Source organism: Actinomycetota bacterium, from assembly GCA_013152275.1.
In the GTDB taxonomy this organism is placed as follows: Bacteria; Actinomycetota; Acidimicrobiia; order Spongiisociales; family UBA4744; genus BMS3Bbin01.
Genome location: JAADGS010000074.1, coordinates 1 through 17700, shown reverse-complemented (window position 1 = coordinate 17700; position 17700 = coordinate 1). Strand labels below are relative to the sequence as shown.

At 62.9% G+C, this 17700-nt stretch carries 17 protein-coding genes; 12 read left to right on the top strand and 5 right to left on the bottom strand.

What is annotated here, in order from left to right; translation table 11 throughout:
- Positions 1 to 48 precede the first annotated feature (48 nt).
- On the top strand, positions 49 to 879 hold the full coding sequence (locus GXP34_12165) for an NAD(P)-dependent oxidoreductase (protein ID NOY56727.1): 831 nt from the start codon (positions 49 to 51) through the stop codon (positions 877 to 879).
- Here GXP34_12165 and GXP34_12160 read toward each other — a convergent pair.
- From GXP34_12160 to GXP34_12150, 3 genes are read right to left on the bottom strand one after another with little or no spacing between them, the layout of a single operon-like run.
- Positions 870 to 1130 (bottom strand): hypothetical protein, encoded by a 261-nt coding sequence (locus GXP34_12160; GenBank protein NOY56726.1) that lies wholly within the window; start codon positions 1128 to 1130, stop codon positions 870 to 872. The genes GXP34_12165 and GXP34_12160 overlap by 10 nt on opposite strands.
- Entirely contained in the window at positions 1045 to 1437 is a 393-nt protein-coding gene (locus GXP34_12155; GenBank protein ID NOY56725.1) for a hypothetical protein, read from the bottom strand. Before GXP34_12155 ends, GXP34_12160 begins: the two co-directional genes overlap by 86 nt.
- Before the next feature lie 21 nt (positions 1438 to 1458).
- Positions 1459 to 2160: a GNAT family N-acetyltransferase gene (locus GXP34_12150; protein ID NOY56724.1), complete on the bottom strand. Its 702-nt coding sequence runs from the start codon at positions 2158 to 2160 to the stop codon at positions 1459 to 1461.
- Between the two features lie 62 nt (positions 2161 to 2222).
- On the opposite strand from GXP34_12150, the gene GXP34_12145 reads away from it, so the two are divergent.
- The 7 genes from GXP34_12145 (at position 2223) to GXP34_12115 (ending at position 10171) form a co-directional block, all read left to right on the top strand.
- On the top strand, positions 2223 to 3233 hold the full coding sequence (locus GXP34_12145; GenBank protein NOY56723.1) for a histone deacetylase: 1011 nt from the start codon (positions 2223 to 2225) through the stop codon (positions 3231 to 3233).
- A gap of 77 nt (positions 3234 to 3310) precedes the next feature.
- Entirely contained in the window at positions 3311 to 4393 is a 1083-nt protein-coding gene (locus tag GXP34_12140) for a type IV pilus twitching motility protein PilT (GenBank protein ID NOY56722.1), read from the top strand.
- 62 nt (positions 4394 to 4455) lie between these two features.
- Positions 4456 to 5847: a CCA tRNA nucleotidyltransferase gene (locus GXP34_12135; GenBank protein ID NOY56721.1), complete on the top strand. Its 1392-nt coding sequence runs from the start codon at positions 4456 to 4458 to the stop codon at positions 5845 to 5847.
- Between the two features lie 38 nt (positions 5848 to 5885).
- Positions 5886 to 6920, top strand: a complete 1035-nt coding sequence (locus tag GXP34_12130; protein ID NOY56720.1) for an N-acetyl-gamma-glutamyl-phosphate reductase — start codon at positions 5886 to 5888, stop codon at positions 6918 to 6920.
- Complete coding sequence (gene argJ / locus GXP34_12125) at positions 6917 to 8080, top strand: bifunctional glutamate N-acetyltransferase/amino-acid acetyltransferase ArgJ (GenBank protein ID NOY56719.1); 1164 nt, start codon at positions 6917 to 6919, stop codon at positions 8078 to 8080. Before GXP34_12130 ends, argJ begins: the two co-directional genes overlap by 4 nt.
- Positions 8081 to 8133: 53 nt before the next feature.
- Positions 8134 to 8988, top strand: coding sequence for an acetylglutamate kinase (gene argB, locus GXP34_12120; protein NOY56718.1), 855 nt, complete (start codon positions 8134 to 8136; stop codon positions 8986 to 8988).
- Positions 8981 to 10171 (top strand): aspartate aminotransferase family protein, encoded by a 1191-nt coding sequence (locus GXP34_12115; GenBank protein NOY56717.1) that lies wholly within the window; start codon positions 8981 to 8983, stop codon positions 10169 to 10171. Before argB ends, GXP34_12115 begins: the two co-directional genes overlap by 8 nt.
- Here the strand turns inward: GXP34_12115 and GXP34_12110 are convergent.
- Together GXP34_12110 and GXP34_12105 are read right to left on the bottom strand one after the other, a co-directional pair.
- Positions 10092 to 12074, bottom strand: coding sequence for a S9 family peptidase (locus GXP34_12110; protein NOY56716.1), 1983 nt, complete (start codon positions 12072 to 12074; stop codon positions 10092 to 10094). The two genes, GXP34_12115 and GXP34_12110, sit on opposite strands and share 80 nt — an antisense overlap.
- Before the next feature lie 167 nt (positions 12075 to 12241).
- A complete protein-coding gene (locus GXP34_12105) occupies positions 12242 to 13516 on the bottom strand; it encodes a HAMP domain-containing histidine kinase (protein NOY56715.1) in 1275 nt (424 codons plus the stop codon).
- Positions 13517 to 13627: 111 nt separating this feature from the next.
- Between GXP34_12105 and argR the strand changes: the two genes are divergently transcribed.
- The 4 genes from argR to GXP34_12085 form a co-directional block, all read left to right on the top strand.
- Positions 13628 to 14077, top strand: coding sequence for an arginine repressor (gene argR / locus GXP34_12100; GenBank protein NOY56714.1), 450 nt, complete (start codon positions 13628 to 13630; stop codon positions 14075 to 14077).
- Positions 14077 to 15279: an argininosuccinate synthase gene (locus GXP34_12095; protein ID NOY56713.1), complete on the top strand. Its 1203-nt coding sequence runs from the start codon at positions 14077 to 14079 to the stop codon at positions 15277 to 15279. Before argR ends, GXP34_12095 begins: the two co-directional genes overlap by 1 nt.
- On the top strand, positions 15276 to 16634 hold the full coding sequence (gene argH / locus GXP34_12090; protein ID NOY56712.1) for an argininosuccinate lyase: 1359 nt from the start codon (positions 15276 to 15278) through the stop codon (positions 16632 to 16634). The genes GXP34_12095 and argH overlap by 4 nt, the downstream gene beginning before the upstream one ends.
- Positions 16635 to 16674: 40 nt before the next feature.
- Positions 16675 to 17700 (top strand): rubrerythrin family protein (locus tag GXP34_12085; protein ID NOY56711.1); only part of this gene is annotated, 1026 nt, incomplete at its 3' end.

The window sequence follows — 17700 nt, the reverse complement described above, 5'->3', positions numbered from 1 at the left end:
GAGCCTCCTAATGTCGGACGAGGAAGAGCATCGAGGAAGGATGCCCATATGAAGATCGTAGTTACCGGTGGGAGCGGGAAGGCAGGCGTACACGTCGTTCAGGAACTTGTCGATCACGATTACGAAGTCCTCAATGTGGACCGGATGGCGTCTCTGGATCCCGATGCGCCTACCTTGGTGGCCGATCTGACCGACCTGGGCCAGACCATTGAAGCCCTGGGGGGCGCCGACGGCGTTGTGCACCTGGCAGCGATTCCCGCTCCGAACGTCCTGCCGGATGGGGAGACCTTCCGTATCAACACGATGAGTACCTACAACGTGTTCTCCGCATCGGCGATGCTGGGTGTGCAGCGGGTCGTGTGGGCGTCGAGCGAAACACTCATCGGCATACCGTTTGAGCGAGAGAAGCCTCGATATGTGCCAATCGACGAACGGCACCCGCGGCTGCCCGAGTTCCACTACGCGCTGGCCAAGTTGGTCGGCGAAGAGATGGCCACCCAGTTCAACCGGTGGTCGGGCATACCGTATGTTGCGCTTCGCTACTCGAACGTGATGATGGAATCCGACTACGAACGGTTCCCCGGCTTCTGGGATGATCCGAGTCTTCGAGCGTGGAACCTGTGGGGGTACGTGGATGCGCGTGACGTTGCACAGGCGACACGCCTGGCGCTGGAATCCGAGGTTGCAGGAGCGCAGGCATTCCTCGTGGCGGCGGCGGATACGTGCATGAACCGATCGAGCCGGTCGCTGATGGAGGCCATGTTCCCCGACGTGCCGTTCACACGGCCGGTCGAAGGGTTCGAGACGCTGCTGTCGATCGACAAGGCCCGGGCGGTTCTCGGATACCAACCTCGCCATTCATGGCGATCCTACGTGTAGAGCGGAACACGGCGGACCCGATACGCGGCTCCGATGGTTCCGGGTCCGGAGTGTGTTCCGATGACCGGGCCGATCTCCGCGATGGAGACGGGAGAGGAGGCCTCCGGTCGGGCGGCGAGACGCTTTGCTTCCTCTCGGACATCCGCGTGGAGGATGGCCGCCTCTTCAAGGCTTACACCGATGTCGACGGTTCGATCCACAACGGTGGCCAGGGCCTTTGCACGCGTTCGGACCCGGTGGGCAGGAACCACCACTCCTTCGGCGGGTTCGATCATCGGTCTTGATCCGGAGGGCCGTTGCGAAGAGCTTCGTCTTTGGCACCGCATCCGGGGCTGCATCGTCCACCTGGGCGAGATCGCCCCCACTCGCGGCGGCCCGAGCGGCTTCGGGTGTCCGGAATCCCAAGCCGGTCGTCGAACTCTTCGAATCGATGACCCGGACGGGTATGGACGTCATCTGTCCTGAAGCCACGCGCGGCGCCGGATAGGTGACGGAGCGTTGTGAGGAGGGGCTGATGACGACGATCTCCTGGGGGAAGTCGCAGGTGGAGTCGATCACGACTCGGATCATGTGGTTGTGTCAAGCCTTTCGAAGGATGTGGAGGTGGTCGTCGAGTTGAGAGAACCCCTCGTTGATGTACAGACCGGAAGCGGTCTCGTTGTTGGGCAGAGCATTGAGCAGCATCTCCTTGGCGCCGTGGTGGTGAGCCCAGCGCATGGAAGCTCGAACGAGTGAGCGGCCCAGGCCATGCCCCTGCGCAGCGGGGGTTACGGCGATTCGCTGGAGATAGCCGGCGATCGAACCGACTCCGACGATGGAGAATCCGAGCAGGTCCGGAGCGCCGGCCGTCAGCAACACGGAGCGGGGAGTGGCTGTGAACGCGTCTTGAAGCCCGCCGGTGTCCAGACGCCAGAAGGGTTCGAAGGAATCTCGATCGACTCGCTCGACGGCATCCCAGTCTGGTGTTCGTTCCGCAGTGACTGCGATGGCGGGGTCCGGGAAATCTCCCTCGAGTCTTCTGCCGAATACGTCGAGACGCTTGAATGGCTGATACCCGGCTTCTTTCCACAGGCGAGCCGCGGATGGCGGCAGCGGTGATGACGCGACAGCAGGAATGCCCATTGCCTGGAGATGATTGGCGCATTCCGCGAGGAAGCCCGCCGTGCCTCGTATCAGGGTGAGATGAGCGTCCGGGACATCCCTGTTCCATGGCCGAGCAGTGGCCTTCGACAGGCCATGACGCAAGATGATGCTTCCGGGCCACTCACCAGTGTGTCGCATCGTGGCTCCCAGTCATGGGCGAATCGTACTGTGATCGTCATCGCGTCTGCCAAAGTAGGGGGATGCGAGTGTTGCTGGTCACCCACGAAGCGATGCTTCGACACGATACGGGACCATGGCATCCGGAACGGTCGGAGCGACTGGCTGCGGTCATTCGCGGGGTGCAGTCGGGCCGTCTGGAAGTGGTGGGAATGGATTCGCCGATGATCGACCCCGTTGCGCTCCGCGCCGTACACCGACCGGACTACATCGAGATGGTGCGCAGGACCTCGATGGATGGCCGGGTGGAGTTGGATCCGGACACACCGGCGGGGCCGGGGAGTTGGGAGGCTGCGTTACGAGCTGCCGGGGCAGGTCCTGCCGCCGTGGAACGGCTGCGTACAGGGGATGCGGAGGTGGCCTTCCTCGCCATTCGACCGCCGGGACATCATGCACTTGCAGACAGAGCGATGGGATTCTGCCTGTTCAACAACATTGCGATCACAGCCCGCATGCTTGCCGACGAAGGAGAGCGCGTCGCGATCGTCGATTGGGATATTCATCACGGCAATGCAACACAGGATGCCTTCTTGATGGACCCGGGTGTCTTGTATGTGTCATTGCACCAGTTCCCTTTCTACCCGGGAACCGGATGGGTCGAAGAGGTCGGGGTAGGCCCTGGAGCGGGGACGACCGTGAACATATCGGTGCCGGTGCACACGGCGGGAGATGTGTACTCCGAAGCATTTACACGGGCCGTGATCCCGATCCTCGAACAGTTCGAGCCCGACTGGGTGCTGATCAGTGCCGGCTATGACGGCCATCGCGAAGATCCGATAGGGGAGGCATCACTCCTCGAGAGCGACTACCAGATGATGGCGTCGGCGGTCCGTGCAGCGTCTCCCGACCGGCGGCTGATCCTCTTCTTGGAGGGCGGGTACAACCTCGCGGCGATGGAACGGTCGGTGACGGCGACCATCGCCGGGCTTGCCGGTGAGCCCCCTCTTTCAAGTGAGCACCTGCAATCGCCGGACGGAGCGTGGAGGATCCTGGATCTACTCATGGAGGCGCAGCGACCGTACTGGAAACTGTGACGGGCACTGGGGTCAAGGAGGTCAAGGAACGCGGAGCACTGCCGATACCTGATGGTGCGTGGTTCGAGGAAGTGAGCATGGCCGTACCGATCGATGAGTTGTTGGCAAGAATGCGAGAAGTGGACGCTTCCGATCTTCACTTGAAGGTCGGATCTCCCCCGGTGATGCGCATCGATGGAGAGTTGCATCCTACGAGTCTGCCGACACTGACTCCTCCGGACACGGAAGCCTTCGCAGAGGCGGTGTTCAGCGATCGGGCTGCAGAGGAGTTTCGAGCCACGGGGGAAGCCGACTTCGCGTATGGCAAGTCGAGACTCGGAAGGTTCAGGGTCAATGTGTACCGACAGCGTGGATCGGTCTCGGTCGTCATTCGCAGGGTGCTGTCGGAGAGTCCCGGCTTCGAGGAGCTCGGGCTGCCGCCCGTGCTGGAGAAGCTGGCCTCGGAGCCTCGAGGCCTTGTGCTCGTTACGGGACCGACCGGCTCCGGCAAAACGACAACGTTGGCCGCAATGATCGACCACATCAACTCGACGAAGCGGGTCAATATCCTGACGATCGAAGATCCGATCGAAGTGTTGCACTCGGACAAACTGGGCATGGTTTCCCAACGTGAGATAGGTGTGGACACCGACGATTTCGCAGAGGCGCTGAAACGCGTTTTGCGGCAAGACCCCGACATCATCATGATCGGTGAGATGAGGGATGCCGAGACGGTCCGCGCGGCGCTGAAGGCCGCCGAGACCGGACATCTGGTGCTGTCGTCACTGCATACGATCGACGCGACGGAGACGATCAGTCGCATTGTCGACTTCTTTCCACCGTACCAGCAGAAGCAGATACGACTCCTCATCGCGGGAACATTGCGCGGCGTCGTCAGCATGCGCCTTCTCGACCGGGCCGACGGGCACGGGCGAGTCCCCGCGGTCGAGGTGTTGACGATGAATGCTCGGGTCTTTGATCGCATTGTCGATGAGAAGAGCACGCATACGCTCGCCGACGTGATCAAAGAGGGAGACTTCTACGGCATGCAATCGTTCGATCAGGCGATTCTCGAGTTGTTCAAGAAGGACATGATCAGCTATCAGGAAGCGGTCGGCTCGGCAAGCAACCCGCACGATTTTCGTGTGCAAATCGAACAGTTGGGCCTCATCCGGGCGTAATGATGGAGTAGGGAGCGAGGCGGGGGGCGGCGATCGTGCGCCTCCCGCCTATCCTGCACGCGATGATTCCGGAACGTCTCAGCTGGTTCCTCGACACAGATCGGACTCCGCACCAGATCTCGCAGCGCTTCATGGAGGCGGGGTTTCGCCTGTATCTGGTCGGGGGTTCGGTGCGAGACCTGTTACTCGGACGTGAGCACACCGATCTCGATTTCGCCACCGATGCTCGACCGGACCAGATCCTCGAAATCGTGAAAGGGTGGGCGGACTCGACGTTCACCGTCGGGGAGGCGTTTGGGACCATCGGCGTGGTCAAGGGGGGCGTGACACATGAGATCACCACGTTTCGTCGCGAGGTATACCGGGACCAGAGCCGCAAACCGAGGGTGGAGTTCTCCGAAGACCTCGAGACGGATCTCTCACGACGAGACTTCACGGTGAATGCCGTCGCACTCAAGCTGCTGCCGGATCCGGAGATGATCGATCCGCACGGAGGCTTGGCCGACCTGCACCGGGGGGTGTTGCGGACACCGTTGGGACCGGAGATCTCTTTCTCGGATGATCCGTTGCGGATGCTGCGGCTCTTCAGGTTCATGGCCACGCTTGGGTTCGAACCGTCCGAGAGCGCGCTCGGAGCGGTCACTCGGATGCACGGGAGATTGGAGATCATTTCTGCCGAGCGGATCCGCGACGAGCTTTCACGACTCCTGGTGGCTCCGAAGCCCGGGGAGGCTCTCGCAGCGATGGTGACCAGTGGCCTCGCTGGGGAGTTCCTGCCAGAGGTCGCCGCGCTCGCGGCGGCACGAGATCCTCTCCATCGCCACAAAGATGTCCTCGCGCACACGCTCGCCGTCGTCGATAAATGCGAACCGAAGTTGGAACTCCGGCTCGCCGCGTTGTTACACGACGTCGGCAAGCCGCAAACGAGAGAGTTCGGCGACGGTGGCGTGACGTTTCATCACCACGAGGTCGTCGGCGCTCGAATGGCGAGAGAGCGCCTGCAGGAGCTGCGGTTCAAGAAAAGCGAGGTCGAGAATGTCTCGCGTCTGATCTTTCTTCACCTGCGGCCGCACACCTTCAAGATGGGATGGACGGACTCGGCCGTGCGTAGATACGTTCGTGATGCCGGACCTCTGCTGGAAGACCTCAACCAGTTGGTGCGATGCGACATCACCACTCGCAACGCTGCCCGAGCAAGGGCCATCCAGAAGCGAATCGACGAACTCGAGGAGCGAATAGCGGAGCTTCGCAAGAAAGAAGAGCTCGACGCACTCCGGCCTCCGATCGACGGAAACGATGTGATGCGATTCCTGGGAATTCCGCCAGGGCCGGCTGTCGGCGACGTGATACGCATGCTCACCGAATACCGGATCGAGCATGGTCCCTACTCCGAGGAAGAGGCGTACCGGCTCGTGAAGGAATGGTCGACCGAGAGAGCTGCGGGCGGAAGCTGATTGCATAAGAATACATACATACGTATAGTCTTGTCCTTATGTCGGGTCCATCGATCTCCGTGGCGATTCTTGGGGCCTCCGGATACGGAGGGGGTGAACTGGTGCGCCTTCTCGACACCCACCCGGAGTTCGAGGTCGTCTACCTTGGAGCGCATAGCCGAGCCGGGAGCAGGCTCGGGGATGTGCACCCACATCTTGCCGACCCGGACCGCATGCTGGGCCCTGTCGACCCTGCGGTCGTACCTGAGGTCGACCTGGCATTCCTGGCCCTGCCGCACGGCGCCTCGGCCGGACCCGGACTGGAGCTGGCGAAGCGGGGACCGAGGGTCGTGGATCTCGGGAGTGACTTCCGTATGGACACGGGCGAGCGTTACGAACTGGCGTACGGATCCCGGCATCCGGCTCCCAAGTCTCTCCCCGCATGGACCTACGGTCTGCCCGAACTCTTCGACGTCACGGGCTCGCGTCTCGTGGCGGCTCCCGGCTGCTATCCGACCGCGGCGCTCATCGGGTTGATACCGCTGGTGCGCGCCGGCCTGGTCGCGTCGGAGGGAATCGTGGTGAATGCCCTGTCCGGCGTGACGGGCGCCGGAAGAGCCCTTCGGGCCGACCTTCTGTTCGGGGAAGTCGACGAAGGAGTCCGTGCATATGGTGTAGCCGGGCATCGCCACAGGCCGGAGATAGAGATGGGCCTGGAATTGGCGACAGGAACGCCAATGAAGGTGACATTTACACCCCATCTGGTGCCTATGCTGCGGGGCATCCTCGCGACATGCACCGTTCCCCTTGCCCGGGCGCAGACCCGGGGTGATCTTCTCGGTGGATTGGAGGAGACCTATCGTGACACTGAGTTCATCGATGTTGTGCAGGAAGCCCCCCAGACGCGTTGGGTCGTCGGATCGAACAGAGCCATGGTCACGGCGTACGTCGATGAACGTACGGATCAGGCGGTGGTGTTGTCGGTGATCGACAACCTCCTCAAAGGTGCTGCGGGACAGGCCGTCCAGGCGGCGAACGTGATGTTCGGTCTTCCCGAAGCCACGGGACTACCACGAGCAGGGTGGATGCCATGAGCGGCGTTACCGTGCCGCTTGGCTTCAGCGCCGGCGGGATTGCTGCCGGCATCAAGGGAAACGGCGGTCCGGACCTGGCCATCGTGATGGCAGAAGCTCCGGTACCCGCCGCAGCGGTCTTCACGAGATCGCGAACGGCGGCACCTCCGGTCATCCTCGCGAGGCGTCGTGTCGCAGATGGTCGGCTTCGCGCCGTTCTACTGAACTCGGGATGTGCCAATGCAGCGACGGGCACCGCGGGAATGGAGGCGGCGCTCGCCACCACTCGCACCGTGGCACAAGCTCTCGGGTGCAGCCCGGAGGACGTGATGCCGTGCTCGACGGGACCGATCGGACCGCAGCTTCCCGTCGAACGCGTGCGTGACGGCATCGTTCGTCTCCTTGCGACGAGCGGCAGCAGCAATCGGCACGCCGGCCTCGCAGCGGAGGCGATCATGACCACGGACACGGCCTCCAAGCAGACGGTGCGTCAAGGCGTGGGATACCTCGTCGGGGGGATGGCGAAGGGTGCCGGCATGCTCCGTCCCGACATGGCGACGATGCTCGCCGTGTTGACGACCGATGCAGAGATCGATCCCGCAACACTCGGGACGGCTCTTCGTGAGGCCGTCGACGTGTCGTTCAATTCGGTCAACATCGACGGTTGCACGTCGACCAATGACACCGTGGTCGTTCTCGCTTCAGGGGCGAGCGGACGGCGGCCGAGCAGCAAGGCATTCGGCGAAGTGCTGGCGGACGCATGCAAGGACTTGGCGTTGAAGATCGCTCAGGACGCGGAAGGCGCATCGAGGGTCGTCACGATCAGGGTATCGGGAGCGGTCGACGATGCCGAGGCTCGCAACGCAGGTATGACGATCGCGGACAGCGCTCTGGTGAGGGCTTCGTTCTACGGCGGCGACCCGAACTGGGGCCGTATCGTCGCCGCTCTCGGAGTTTCGGATGCAGCATTCGATCCGGAGCGCGTCGAAATCCTCTTTGGCGAGTATCTGGTCGCGAGCGCGGGCACGGGCGTGCCCTTCGACGATGCGGTGGTTGCCGGCAGTCTGACCGGCGGCGACTTCACCGTTTCGGTGCGGATCGGGGATGGTCCTGGCAGGGCGGAAGTGTTGACTACGGATCTGACGCCGGAGTATGTGCGATTCAACGGGGAGCGGTCCTGATGGCCACGGGTCACAGCGCACCGAATGTGGAGAGGCCGGTGATCGCCGTCACGATGGCGAAGGCCAGGATCTTGATGGAGGCGATGCCGTACATCCAGGAGTATCGCGGCAAGACGGTCGTCATCAAGTACGGCGGTTCCGCGATGGACGACGAGATCCTTCGGCAGAGTTTCGCCGGTGACGTCACCCTTCTTTCGACGGTGGGGATTCGGCCGGTCATCGTTCATGGAGGTGGACCACAGATCACCAAGGCGCTTCGCCGGGCCGGCGTCGAGACCGCTTGGATCGATGGGCTTCGCGTCACCGACGAGGAGACGCTGGAGGTGGTCCAGTCCATCCTCGCCGGCGTCGTGAATCCGGACATCGTTCGGCTGTTGACCGGGCACGAGGCGAAGGCCGTGGGAGTCACGGGCATCGATGGAAGGATGCTGTCCGTGCACGCAAAGGATGAGCGTCTGGGCCTCGTCGGTGAGATCGAGCGCGTGAATCCCGGTGTCCTCGAGGACATGCTCGATGCAGGCTTCGTCCCGGTTGTGGCGCCGCTCGGCAGGAGCGAGAAGGACGGAAGGGTGTACAACGTCAATGCGGATACGGCGGCAGGGGCGATCGCGGCGGCGCTCAGGGCGGAGAAGCTCGTGTATCTCACCGATGTCGAAGGCGTGTACAGGGATCACGAGATGCAGGAGGGGGTTCTTCGGCGGTTGACCCTCGCGCAGCTGAAGGATCTCATCGGCTCCGGGACCGTGCGCGGTGGGATGCTTCCGAAGTTGGCCTCCTGCGTAACGGCGATGGAGGCAGGAATCCACCGAGCCCACATCCTCGATGGACGGATCCAGCATGCGCTCCTTCTCGAGATCTTCACACCGGAAGGTATCGGGACGATGATCCATCGGTTCGACGATGTCTGAAGCGCTGCACCGTCGAGAGGCAGAAGTCGTGCTGCAGACCTACCGACGCCATTCCGTTGTCTTCACACGCGGTGAGGGCGTATGGCTGATCGACGATGAGGGCCGTCGCTACCTCGACTGTCTGGCCGGTCTGGCCGTGACGGTCGTGGGCCATGCCAACCCACGAATACGGGCAGCGGTCGACCGGCAGATGGGAACGCTCGTCCACGTGTCGAACCTCTTCTACACCGAGCCTCAGGTGCTACTCGCCGAACGTTTGACCGAGCTCTCCGGGCTTGACCGGGTGTTCTTCGCCAACGACGGAGCGACTGCCAACGAGTGCGCCATCAAGCTTGCACGCAGGTGGGCGCAGAAGCGTAAGGGTCCGGAAGCGTTCGAGATCGTGACGCTCGACGGTTCCTTTCACGGCCGTACGCTGGCAACGCTCGCAGCGACGGGTCAGCCGTCCAAACAGGCGACGTTCCAGCCTCTGCCGGCCGGCTTTCGACAAGTTCCTCCCGGGGATATCGATGCGCTCGCCGCCGCCATGGGGCCGAACACCGCCGCGGTGATGATCGAGACCATCCAAGGGGAGGGAGGAGTGATCCCGCTCGATGAGCGCTATCTCCGGTCGGTTCGACATCTGTGCGACGTCTCGGGTGCCGCCATGATCGTCGACGACGTGCAGGCCGGTGTCGGAAGAACGGGCACGTGGTTCTCGTGGCAGTCGCTGGGATTCGAGCCGGACATCGCCACCGTCGCCAAGGGGCTCGCAAATGGGCTTCCGATCGGTGCATGCCTTGCACGCAGCGGTGTGGCCGAAGCGTTCGAGTACGGGGATCATGCCACGACGTTCGGGGGCGGCCCGGTCGTGTGTGTGGCCGGACTCGCGGTGCTCGACGAAATCGATTCTCGAGATCTGCGGGAGAACTGTGTCACCCGCTCGGCGCAACTACGAGCCGGGCTTTCGGCAATCCGAGGCGTACGTGCGGTGCGTGGCCGGGGGTTGTTTCTCGCGGCAGTGCTCGATCAGGCGAACGCGGCGAGTGTGGCGGAGGCGGCCCTGGGGGAGGGGCTGGTCGTCAATGCGGTGAGAGCGGACGCCGTCCGGTTCACGCCGCCTCTCACGATCGAGGCCAGGCACGTTGACCTCGCCATCGGCCGCTTCGCTTCTGCGGTGGATTCGTCGTCACGTTCTGTCTGAGCAGCAAAGGGATATCCGTCGGGGTGAATCCGAGGGCCTGTCCGTAGAACGAGATCTCATCGTTCAGTGCCTGGGCGATGTGCTTTGCCTGCCGGAATCCATGCTGTTCCCCCCTGAAGGTCACGTACGCGTACGGTATCCCGCGCTTCTTCAACGCCGCGACCATGGCTTCGGCCTGTGCCGGAGGCACAACCTGGTCCTCCAGTCCCTGGAAGAGGATGATGGGACAGGAGAGGCGGTCCGTGAAGTGGATCGGCGAACGCTGACGGTAGATCCCTGCGTACCGTGGATACGGTCCGATGAGGGTATCCAGGTACCTCGCTTCGAACTTGTGGGTGTCACGAGCAAGAGCTTCGAGATCCGCGACGCCGTAGTAGCTGGCACCGACTTGGAACATGTCATGAAAGGTCAGCGCCGACAGCGTCGTGAAACCGCCGGCGCTTGCACCCCTGATGGCCATGCGATCTCCGTCTACGAGACCTTTCGACACGAGGTGGCGCGCTGCTGCGGCGCAGTCACGCGTGTCGACGATTCCCCATGTTCCACGCAGGCGCTGTCGGTACGCTCGGCCGTATCCGGTGCTGCCGCCGTAGTTGACGTCGACGATGGCCATGCCGCGGCTCGTGAAGAACTGGATCGTCGGATTGAGATCCGGCCGTGCTGCCCCGGTTGGACCTCCATGGCTGAAGACCACCAGAGGCGGTAACTCCCCGTCCGGTCCTTCGAAATCGGCATTGGCCGGCGGGTAGAAGAAGGCATGTGCAGGCCCGTCATCGGTGATGAACTTGATCGGTTGTGCCACCGAGACGTACGCCGGATCGAGAGAACCCGCAGACGTGAGGAGTTCGGTCTCACCCGTGGTGGCGTCGATCTTGCGAACCGTGTCGAGAGATGAAGACGACCCGGAGATCACCACAATGGTGTCCTTCCCATCTGTGACGAGGCGGCCCCGATGGGTACCGGCGGGGAGATCCAGGCGAGTATGGCTTCCATCGGGTCTGAGAAGGACGACGTGATCGAAGCCGGACTCTGTGATCGTCATGGCGATGCGCTGGGCGTCGAGAAACCCGAAGTACGTCTGTCCGAGCGTCCATGCCGGACCGGCGCAGTCTGCATCGACGGGCGCGAGAGGTTGGTTGTCGCGGTACAGGTTCCAGTAACCGGTTTGATCGGAGAGCCAGTAGAGCGATCCGTCGGGACCCCACTCGGGCTGGACGATCGACTCGCTGATCCCACCGCAGACCTTTCTTCGGGTGCCAAGCCTGGCGTCCGGAAGTAGTTCGGCGGTCCAGAGCTCGGTTCCGTCCCAAGGCATGTTCGGATGATCCCAACTCAGCCATACGATCCTGGTTCCGTCACCGTTGATGCGCGGTGACGAGAAGAAGTCGTGGCCACCGACGAGGATCTGGGGATCGGAGGAACCATCGGTGGGAATCCGGACCAACTCGTTGACGACTTCTCCGGACTCGTGACGCTCGCGTATGCACACGATCCATCGACCGTCGGGTGTCGGCCTGCCATCTGCGTAACGCCATGCAGCGGGTGTGGGGGGGTTCGGTGTGATGGGTACCGGTGGATCTCCCGGGTCTTGGCGGTACAAGCGTTGGTCGTCCCAGTTCGAGAAGAACAGCGCTTCTCCCGAGATGAGATACGCTCCGCCCCCGTACTCGTGAACGCGAGTGCGAACGTTGAAGCCCTCCGGTGTGAGATCTCGAACCGTTCCGTTGCCCTGCCGGGCGACCACAACGGTTCGGCCTCCGTCCGAGGGCCGTGATGCCAGCCAGAGAACCCGGGCACCGTCGATGAGTGGCGCGTCGAGATGGACGGATCCGGCAGCGACCGATGCTGCGGAGATGGGTGATTTCCAGGCTCCGTATGGAGCGACGGTTCGTTCGGGTGTCATCGGCTCTCCGAGTCTACGGGAGGAAGTCAAGCATCTCCTCTTCCGAGGAGCGGGCCCGGCGGTCTGCCCCTCCAGCGAGGGCTCTGCCGAGCGTCGGGGGAGTGTCTTCGGGTTTTTCGAGGCCGGAGAGGGTGGCGTCGGTCACCACACCGGCATCGGTCGGGACGCTACGCAGATGTCGAGGCATTCGTGGAGACGGCCGGGATATCCAATGAGAAGACGGTCCAACCGCAGTCGCGACGATGACGAACGTCCCCGCCCATGAGACGAGCGAGTGTGCGGGCGACGGAGAGGCCGAGGCCGACCGATGCGGGCTGGGCGGCTGTCGATGCGGTTTCATACGCCTGAAAGATTCGTTCGGTGTCGCCTTCTTCGATACCTGGCCCGTCGTCGCGAACCTCGATCTTGATCGTGCCATTGTCGTGTACAGCTTGGAGTTCGATGTGCTCTCCTCCGTAGCGCTGCGCGTTGGTGAGAAGGTTGCGGATCACCTGACGAAGACGGAGTGGATCGGCGAAGGCCTCCAGATGATCTTCGAGGGTGACGTCGACGGGGACTTGGATTGCAGATGTGACCACGCGGATGATGTCGGGGAGATGGCAGGGCTCCGGGTGCACGGTGATTCCGACGTCCCTGCGGGCGGCAACCAGGAGATCTTCGACGATGTTGGATACTTCATTGGCCTGCATGGCGATGATGTTCTGAAACTCGAGCCGCTCCTCCCTCTGGAATTCTCGCTGGGTGAGTTCTCTTGCCAGGCCGACGACGGCCGTGAGCGGTGTTCTCAGCTCGTGCGACACGGAAGCGATGAAGTGGTCCTTCGAGGAAACCAGAGCCGACAGTCTGGCGTTGGAGGATCGAAGCTGCCGCTCTCGGACCTCGATCGTCTTTCGGGTCTCGATCTGCTCGTGGGCGGAGCGCCGAAGCGCCTTGGTGACGACGGCCACGGCCGCAGCGAGGCCTCCGAGGAAGAAGAAGAGGGCGGTGGCCTCCGCAGGCTTCTGGATCGGGTCGGGGAGGGAGCGCGGGTTGTTCGTCTGCCAGACGGATAGGGCGGCCCAGCCGAGCCCGTAGACCCAGGCGAGAATGGCATGACGGCGCGAGAGGAGAAGGGTCGACACGGTGAGGAGAAACGCCAGTCCCGCGATCGTCACTGCGGGGATTGCGATGATGGTCAGCGTCAGACCTACCACCGTCGCGTCGGCGACCACGGACCTCACCACATGCCGGTCGTTCTGCCGACGACCGATCTGTGCATGGATGGCGAGGAAGGTGGCGGCAATGGCCAGTCCCGCCGCTTCCGGCGTTTTCGCCAAGAGGAACATGAGCGTCGTGAGGAAGGCCGCGCTTGCAGAAAGCCAGACTCGAATCCGCAAGTACAGGGCGACGAGTCGCCCATCGTCCGAGAGGGACCAACCATAGCCCGGGGTCATGACGGTCATGAGAGTCTGTATCGGCAGTCTGGTCGATGACGTGAGCAGTTCTCGGCGGGCTCCTCCCCGACGTCTGGCTGCATTGCATGATCATGCGTATATGCGTATGATCGTTGGATCATGAAGACTGCTGCGCGGAGGCGAGCGATTCGTCGCCTCATCACGACTCGGGACGTGCAGAGCCAGCACGAGCTGGCAGACCTGTTGATCGACGAAGGATTCGTGGTGACCCAGGCGACCGTTTCGCGGGATTTGAAGGAACTCGGAGCGGTGAAAGTTCGTGGGCAAGGGAACGAGTTCGTCTATGCATTGCAGGCGGTGCGGAGGGACGACGGTGGCCTGGACCGCGTCCTGGCCGAATTCGCCAATGAAATCAGGGCAAGCGGCAATCTCGTTGTGGTGAAGACGCCTCCGGGTGCAGCTCAAGTAGTGGCCGGGTCGATCGACCGTTCGGGCCTCGACGGAGTCCTTGGCACGGTCGCCGGAGATGACACGGTACTGATAGTGACGGATGAGCAACGTGGGGGGAGCCGGCTCGCCGAGACACTCGAACAGATCGGAGTTGGATGATGAAGGTCGTATTGGCGTACTCCGGTGGACTGGACACGTCGATCATTCTCACATGGCTGATTGAGGAGTACGGAGCCGAGGTGATCGCATACACGGCAGATGTCGGCCAGGGCGAAGAGGTCGAAGAAGCCCGTGTGAAGGCACTGCAAACGGGTGCCGTGGAGGCGATCACGGAAGACCTTCGAGATGAATTCGTCAGTGAGTATGTGTTCCCTGCACTTCGTGCGAACGCGGTGTACGAGTGGTACTACCTGCTGGGGACCTCGCTTGCCCGTCCCGTGATAGCCAAAGGGATGGTTCAGGTAGCCGAGGCCACAGGGGCGGATGCGATAGCGCATGGTGCCACCGGGAAGGGAAACGATCAGGTTCGGTTCGAACTCTCCGCGTACGCTCTCAAGCCGGACATTCGTGTGATCGCGCCGTGGAGAGAGTGGAAGCTCAAGGGTCGCGCCGACCTGGTGGCCTATGCGGAGAGCAGAGGCATTCCGATCCCGGTGACACCGGAGAAGCCGTACAGCATGGATGCCAACATACTGCACATTTCCTACGAAGGGGGAGTTCTGGAAGACCCGTGGGTGGCTCCGTCCAAGGAGATGTTTCGCATGACCGTTGCTCCCGAGGACGCCCCCGATGATCCGGAGTGGGTGACGATCACCTATCGGGAGGGAGACCCCGTTGCGGTGAACGGAGAGGACCTCGGGCCCACCGATCTTCTCGTTCGGATGAATGAGCTCGGGGGCAGGCACGGGATCGGGCGGGTCGACATCGTGGAGAACCGCTTCGTGGGGATGAAGAGCAGAGGCGTGTATGAGACGCCCGGCGGGACGATCCTGCAGCATGCCCATAAGGCGGTCGAGTCGATCACACTCGACCGTGAGGTGGCGCATCTGCGCGATGAACTGGTTCCTCGTTACGCGGAGATGGTGTACAACGGATTCTGGTTTGCTCCGGAACGTGAGGCGCTCCAGGCATTCATGGACAACATACAGATTCGTGTATCCGGCGAGGCCCGCCTCAAGCTGTACAAGGGGCAGGTGACCGTGGAGGGAAGACGATCGGACAAGTACGCCCTCTACGATCAGGCGACGGTGACCTTCGAAGAGGACGACGTGTACGACCAGGCAGACGCAGCCGGGTTCATCCGCCTGCAGGGCCTGCGGCTGCGTACCCTCGCCGAGCACCGTCTCGGGGAGGGCGAGTGACCCTTTGGGGAGGCCGGTTTCAGGAGCCGCCCGACGAAGCCATGTGGCGGTTCACGGTCGATCATGCAGACCGGCGGCTTCTCGGCGTCGACATCGAGGGTTCGCTTGCCCATGTGAAGATGCTCGGCAGAGTTGGGATCCTCTCTTCCGAGCAGGCCGGTCGGCTGGTCGAAGGCCTGAATGTGATTCTGGAGGAATCCGAGAGCGACCGGTTTGTGTTTGCCGTCACCGACGAGGATGTGCACACGGCCGTTGAACGGCGTCTGCACGAACTCCTTGGCCCGGTTGCCGGCAAGCTTCACACGGGGCGGTCCCGCAACGATCAGATAGCGCTGGACATGCGGCTGTATCTGAAGCGGGCGGCTCTCGATCGGATCGGCCAGATCAGGTCGCTGGTGGGTGTGCTCGTCCAGGTGGCCGAAGAAGCCGGGGCCGCGGTGGTTCCCGTCTACACACACCTGCAGCAGGCGCAGGCGATTCCGCTTGCCCACCACTTGCTCGCGTATGCGTGGATGCTTCGCAGAGATGTGGAGCGTTTCGGTGGGGCGATGACGAGGCTGGACGTTTCTCCCTTGGGAGCCGGTGCAGCAGGGGGGAGCAGTTTGCCGTTGAACCCGCAGGCAGTCGCCGATGAGCTCGGCATGGCGGCGGTCTTCGACAATTCGATCGATGCCGTCGGCTCTCGCGACGTCGTGGCCGAGTACACATTCTGTGTGGCGCAATCGATGGTGACGCTGTCGAGGCTGGCCGAGGAACTCGTGCTGTGGGCGACGAGTGAGTTCGATTGGCTGACGTTTTCGGACAGGTACTCGACGGGATCGTCGGCGCTGCCGCAGAAGAAGAATCCCGACATCGCCGAACTCGTGCGCGGCAAGAGCGCACGGGTCATCGGTGACGTGGCGGCGATTCTGGTCCTCCAGAAGGGTCTTCCGATGGCCTACAACCGGGATCTCCAGGAAGGCAAAGCGGCCGTATTCCATGCCGACGACGTGCTCGCCGGTGCGCTGGAGGTTCTGGCCGGAATGCTTGCAGGTGCCGAGTTCCATCCGCCGGAACCATCGTCGTGGGTTGTGACCCTGGATCTTGCCGAAGCGCTGGTTGGTCGGGGGGTGCCGTTTCGCGAAGCCCATCGATCGGTCGGAGAACTGGTCGCCCGGTTGCTGGCGCAGGGCAGGGACCTGTCTTCGCTCTCGGCCGAGGAGCTGATCTCCTCACACGAGTCGTTCCGGCCGGAAGATCTGGACTTGCTCGATTCGAGTGGGAGTGTCCGGCGGCACAGGTTGGATAGACAGGTCGCAGACCAGATCGTCAAGCTGCAGGACTGGCTGGATTCCGGGCCGGACACGCCGGGCTGATCAGGGCCCGGACGGTATCCCCACGGGTAGGCTGATCGGCATGGATGATGCCGCCCGCTATCGGAACAACTACCAGGACGAGATCGACGGGGCTGCCCAGTACCGCGTCCTCGCCGACCTCGAGACGGATCCGCATCTGGCCGAGGTCTATCGGAAGCTGGCCGATACCGAGGAGCGGCACGCTTCGTTTTGGGTGGAACGCCTGCAGGCGGTCGGCGAAGCCGTGCCACGAGCAAAACCGTCACTGAAGGCTCGCCTGGTCATGTGGCTCGCTCGCAGGGTCGGACCGCAGGTGCTCGTCGGTGTGATGGCCGCATCCGAAAAGGCGGGCCAGACGATGTACGACGAACAACCCGAGACCGAAGGAGAGGGGATGCGGGCGGACGAGCGATCACACGCACGTGTTCTCTCCGTCCTGGCGGGTGAAGCAACGAAGGGTGTCGAGGGCAGTGTCCTGGCCCGGATCGAAGGGCGGCACAGAACCGTAGGTGGGAACGCACTCAGGGCGGCGGTGCTGGGTGCAAACGACGGTCTCGTGTCGAACCTGGCTCTGATCATGGGGGTCGCCGGTGCAACGTTCTCTCGAGACTCGGTGTTGATCGGAGGGCTGGCCGGTCTGCTCGCCGGTTCGGCGTCCATGGCGCTCGGCGAATGGCTGAGTGTTCAATCCGCACGCGAGCTGACCACAAGGCAGTTGGAGATCGAAGCCGAGGAACTGGAGGCGATGCCGGAAGAGGAGGCCGAAGAACTCGCTCTGATCTATCAGGCGAAGGGACTTCCCGAGGACAGGGCCAAGGAACTCGCGGCGCACATCATGCAGGATCAGGAGACCGCGCTGAACACACTCGCACGTGAGGAATTGGGCATCGACCCCGACGAGATGGGCGGGAATCCGTGGGAGGCCGCCGGAACGTCCTTCTTCCTGTTCGCCTTCGGGGCGATCGTTCCGGTGGCGCCGTTCTTCTTCGGTGGTGGAACGATCGCGATCGTATGGAGCATGGCTCTGTCGGGCGCGGCCCTGTTCGTGACCGGAGCCGGGATCGCTCTGCTGACAGGGAAGGGCATC

Bases quoted from the DNA above. Each gene is read 5' to 3' on its own strand.
- GXP34_12130 (NOY56720.1), top strand. From the start codon at position 5,886: ATGTCGGGTCCATCGATCTCCGTGGCGATTCTTGGGGCCTCCGGATAC.
- GXP34_12115 (NOY56717.1), top strand. From the start codon at position 8,981: ATGTCTGAAGCGCTGCACCGTCGAGAGGCAGAAGTCGTGCTGCAGACC.
- GXP34_12135 (NOY56721.1), top strand. From the start codon at position 4,456: ATGATTCCGGAACGTCTCAGCTGGTTCCTCGACACAGATCGGACTCCG.
- GXP34_12145 (NOY56723.1), top strand. From the start codon at position 2,223: ATGCGAGTGTTGCTGGTCACCCACGAAGCGATGCTTCGACACGATACG.
- GXP34_12105 (NOY56715.1), bottom strand. From the start codon at position 13,516: ATGACCGTCATGACCCCGGGCTATGGTTGGTCCCTCTCGGACGATGGG.
- GXP34_12095 (NOY56713.1), top strand. From the start codon at position 14,077: ATGAAGGTCGTATTGGCGTACTCCGGTGGACTGGACACGTCGATCATT.
- argB (NOY56718.1), top strand. From the start codon at position 8,134: ATGGCGAAGGCCAGGATCTTGATGGAGGCGATGCCGTACATCCAGGAG.
- argJ (NOY56719.1), top strand. From the start codon at position 6,917: ATGAGCGGCGTTACCGTGCCGCTTGGCTTCAGCGCCGGCGGGATTGCT.
- argR (NOY56714.1), top strand. From the start codon at position 13,628: ATGAAGACTGCTGCGCGGAGGCGAGCGATTCGTCGCCTCATCACGACT.
- GXP34_12165 (NOY56727.1), top strand. From the start codon at position 49: ATGAAGATCGTAGTTACCGGTGGGAGCGGGAAGGCAGGCGTACACGTC.
- GXP34_12150 (NOY56724.1), bottom strand. From the start codon at position 2,160: ATGCGACACACTGGTGAGTGGCCCGGAAGCATCATCTTGCGTCATGGC.
- GXP34_12140 (NOY56722.1), top strand. From the start codon at position 3,311: ATGGCCGTACCGATCGATGAGTTGTTGGCAAGAATGCGAGAAGTGGAC.
- GXP34_12110 (NOY56716.1), bottom strand. From the start codon at position 12,074: ATGACACCCGAACGAACCGTCGCTCCATACGGAGCCTGGAAATCACCC.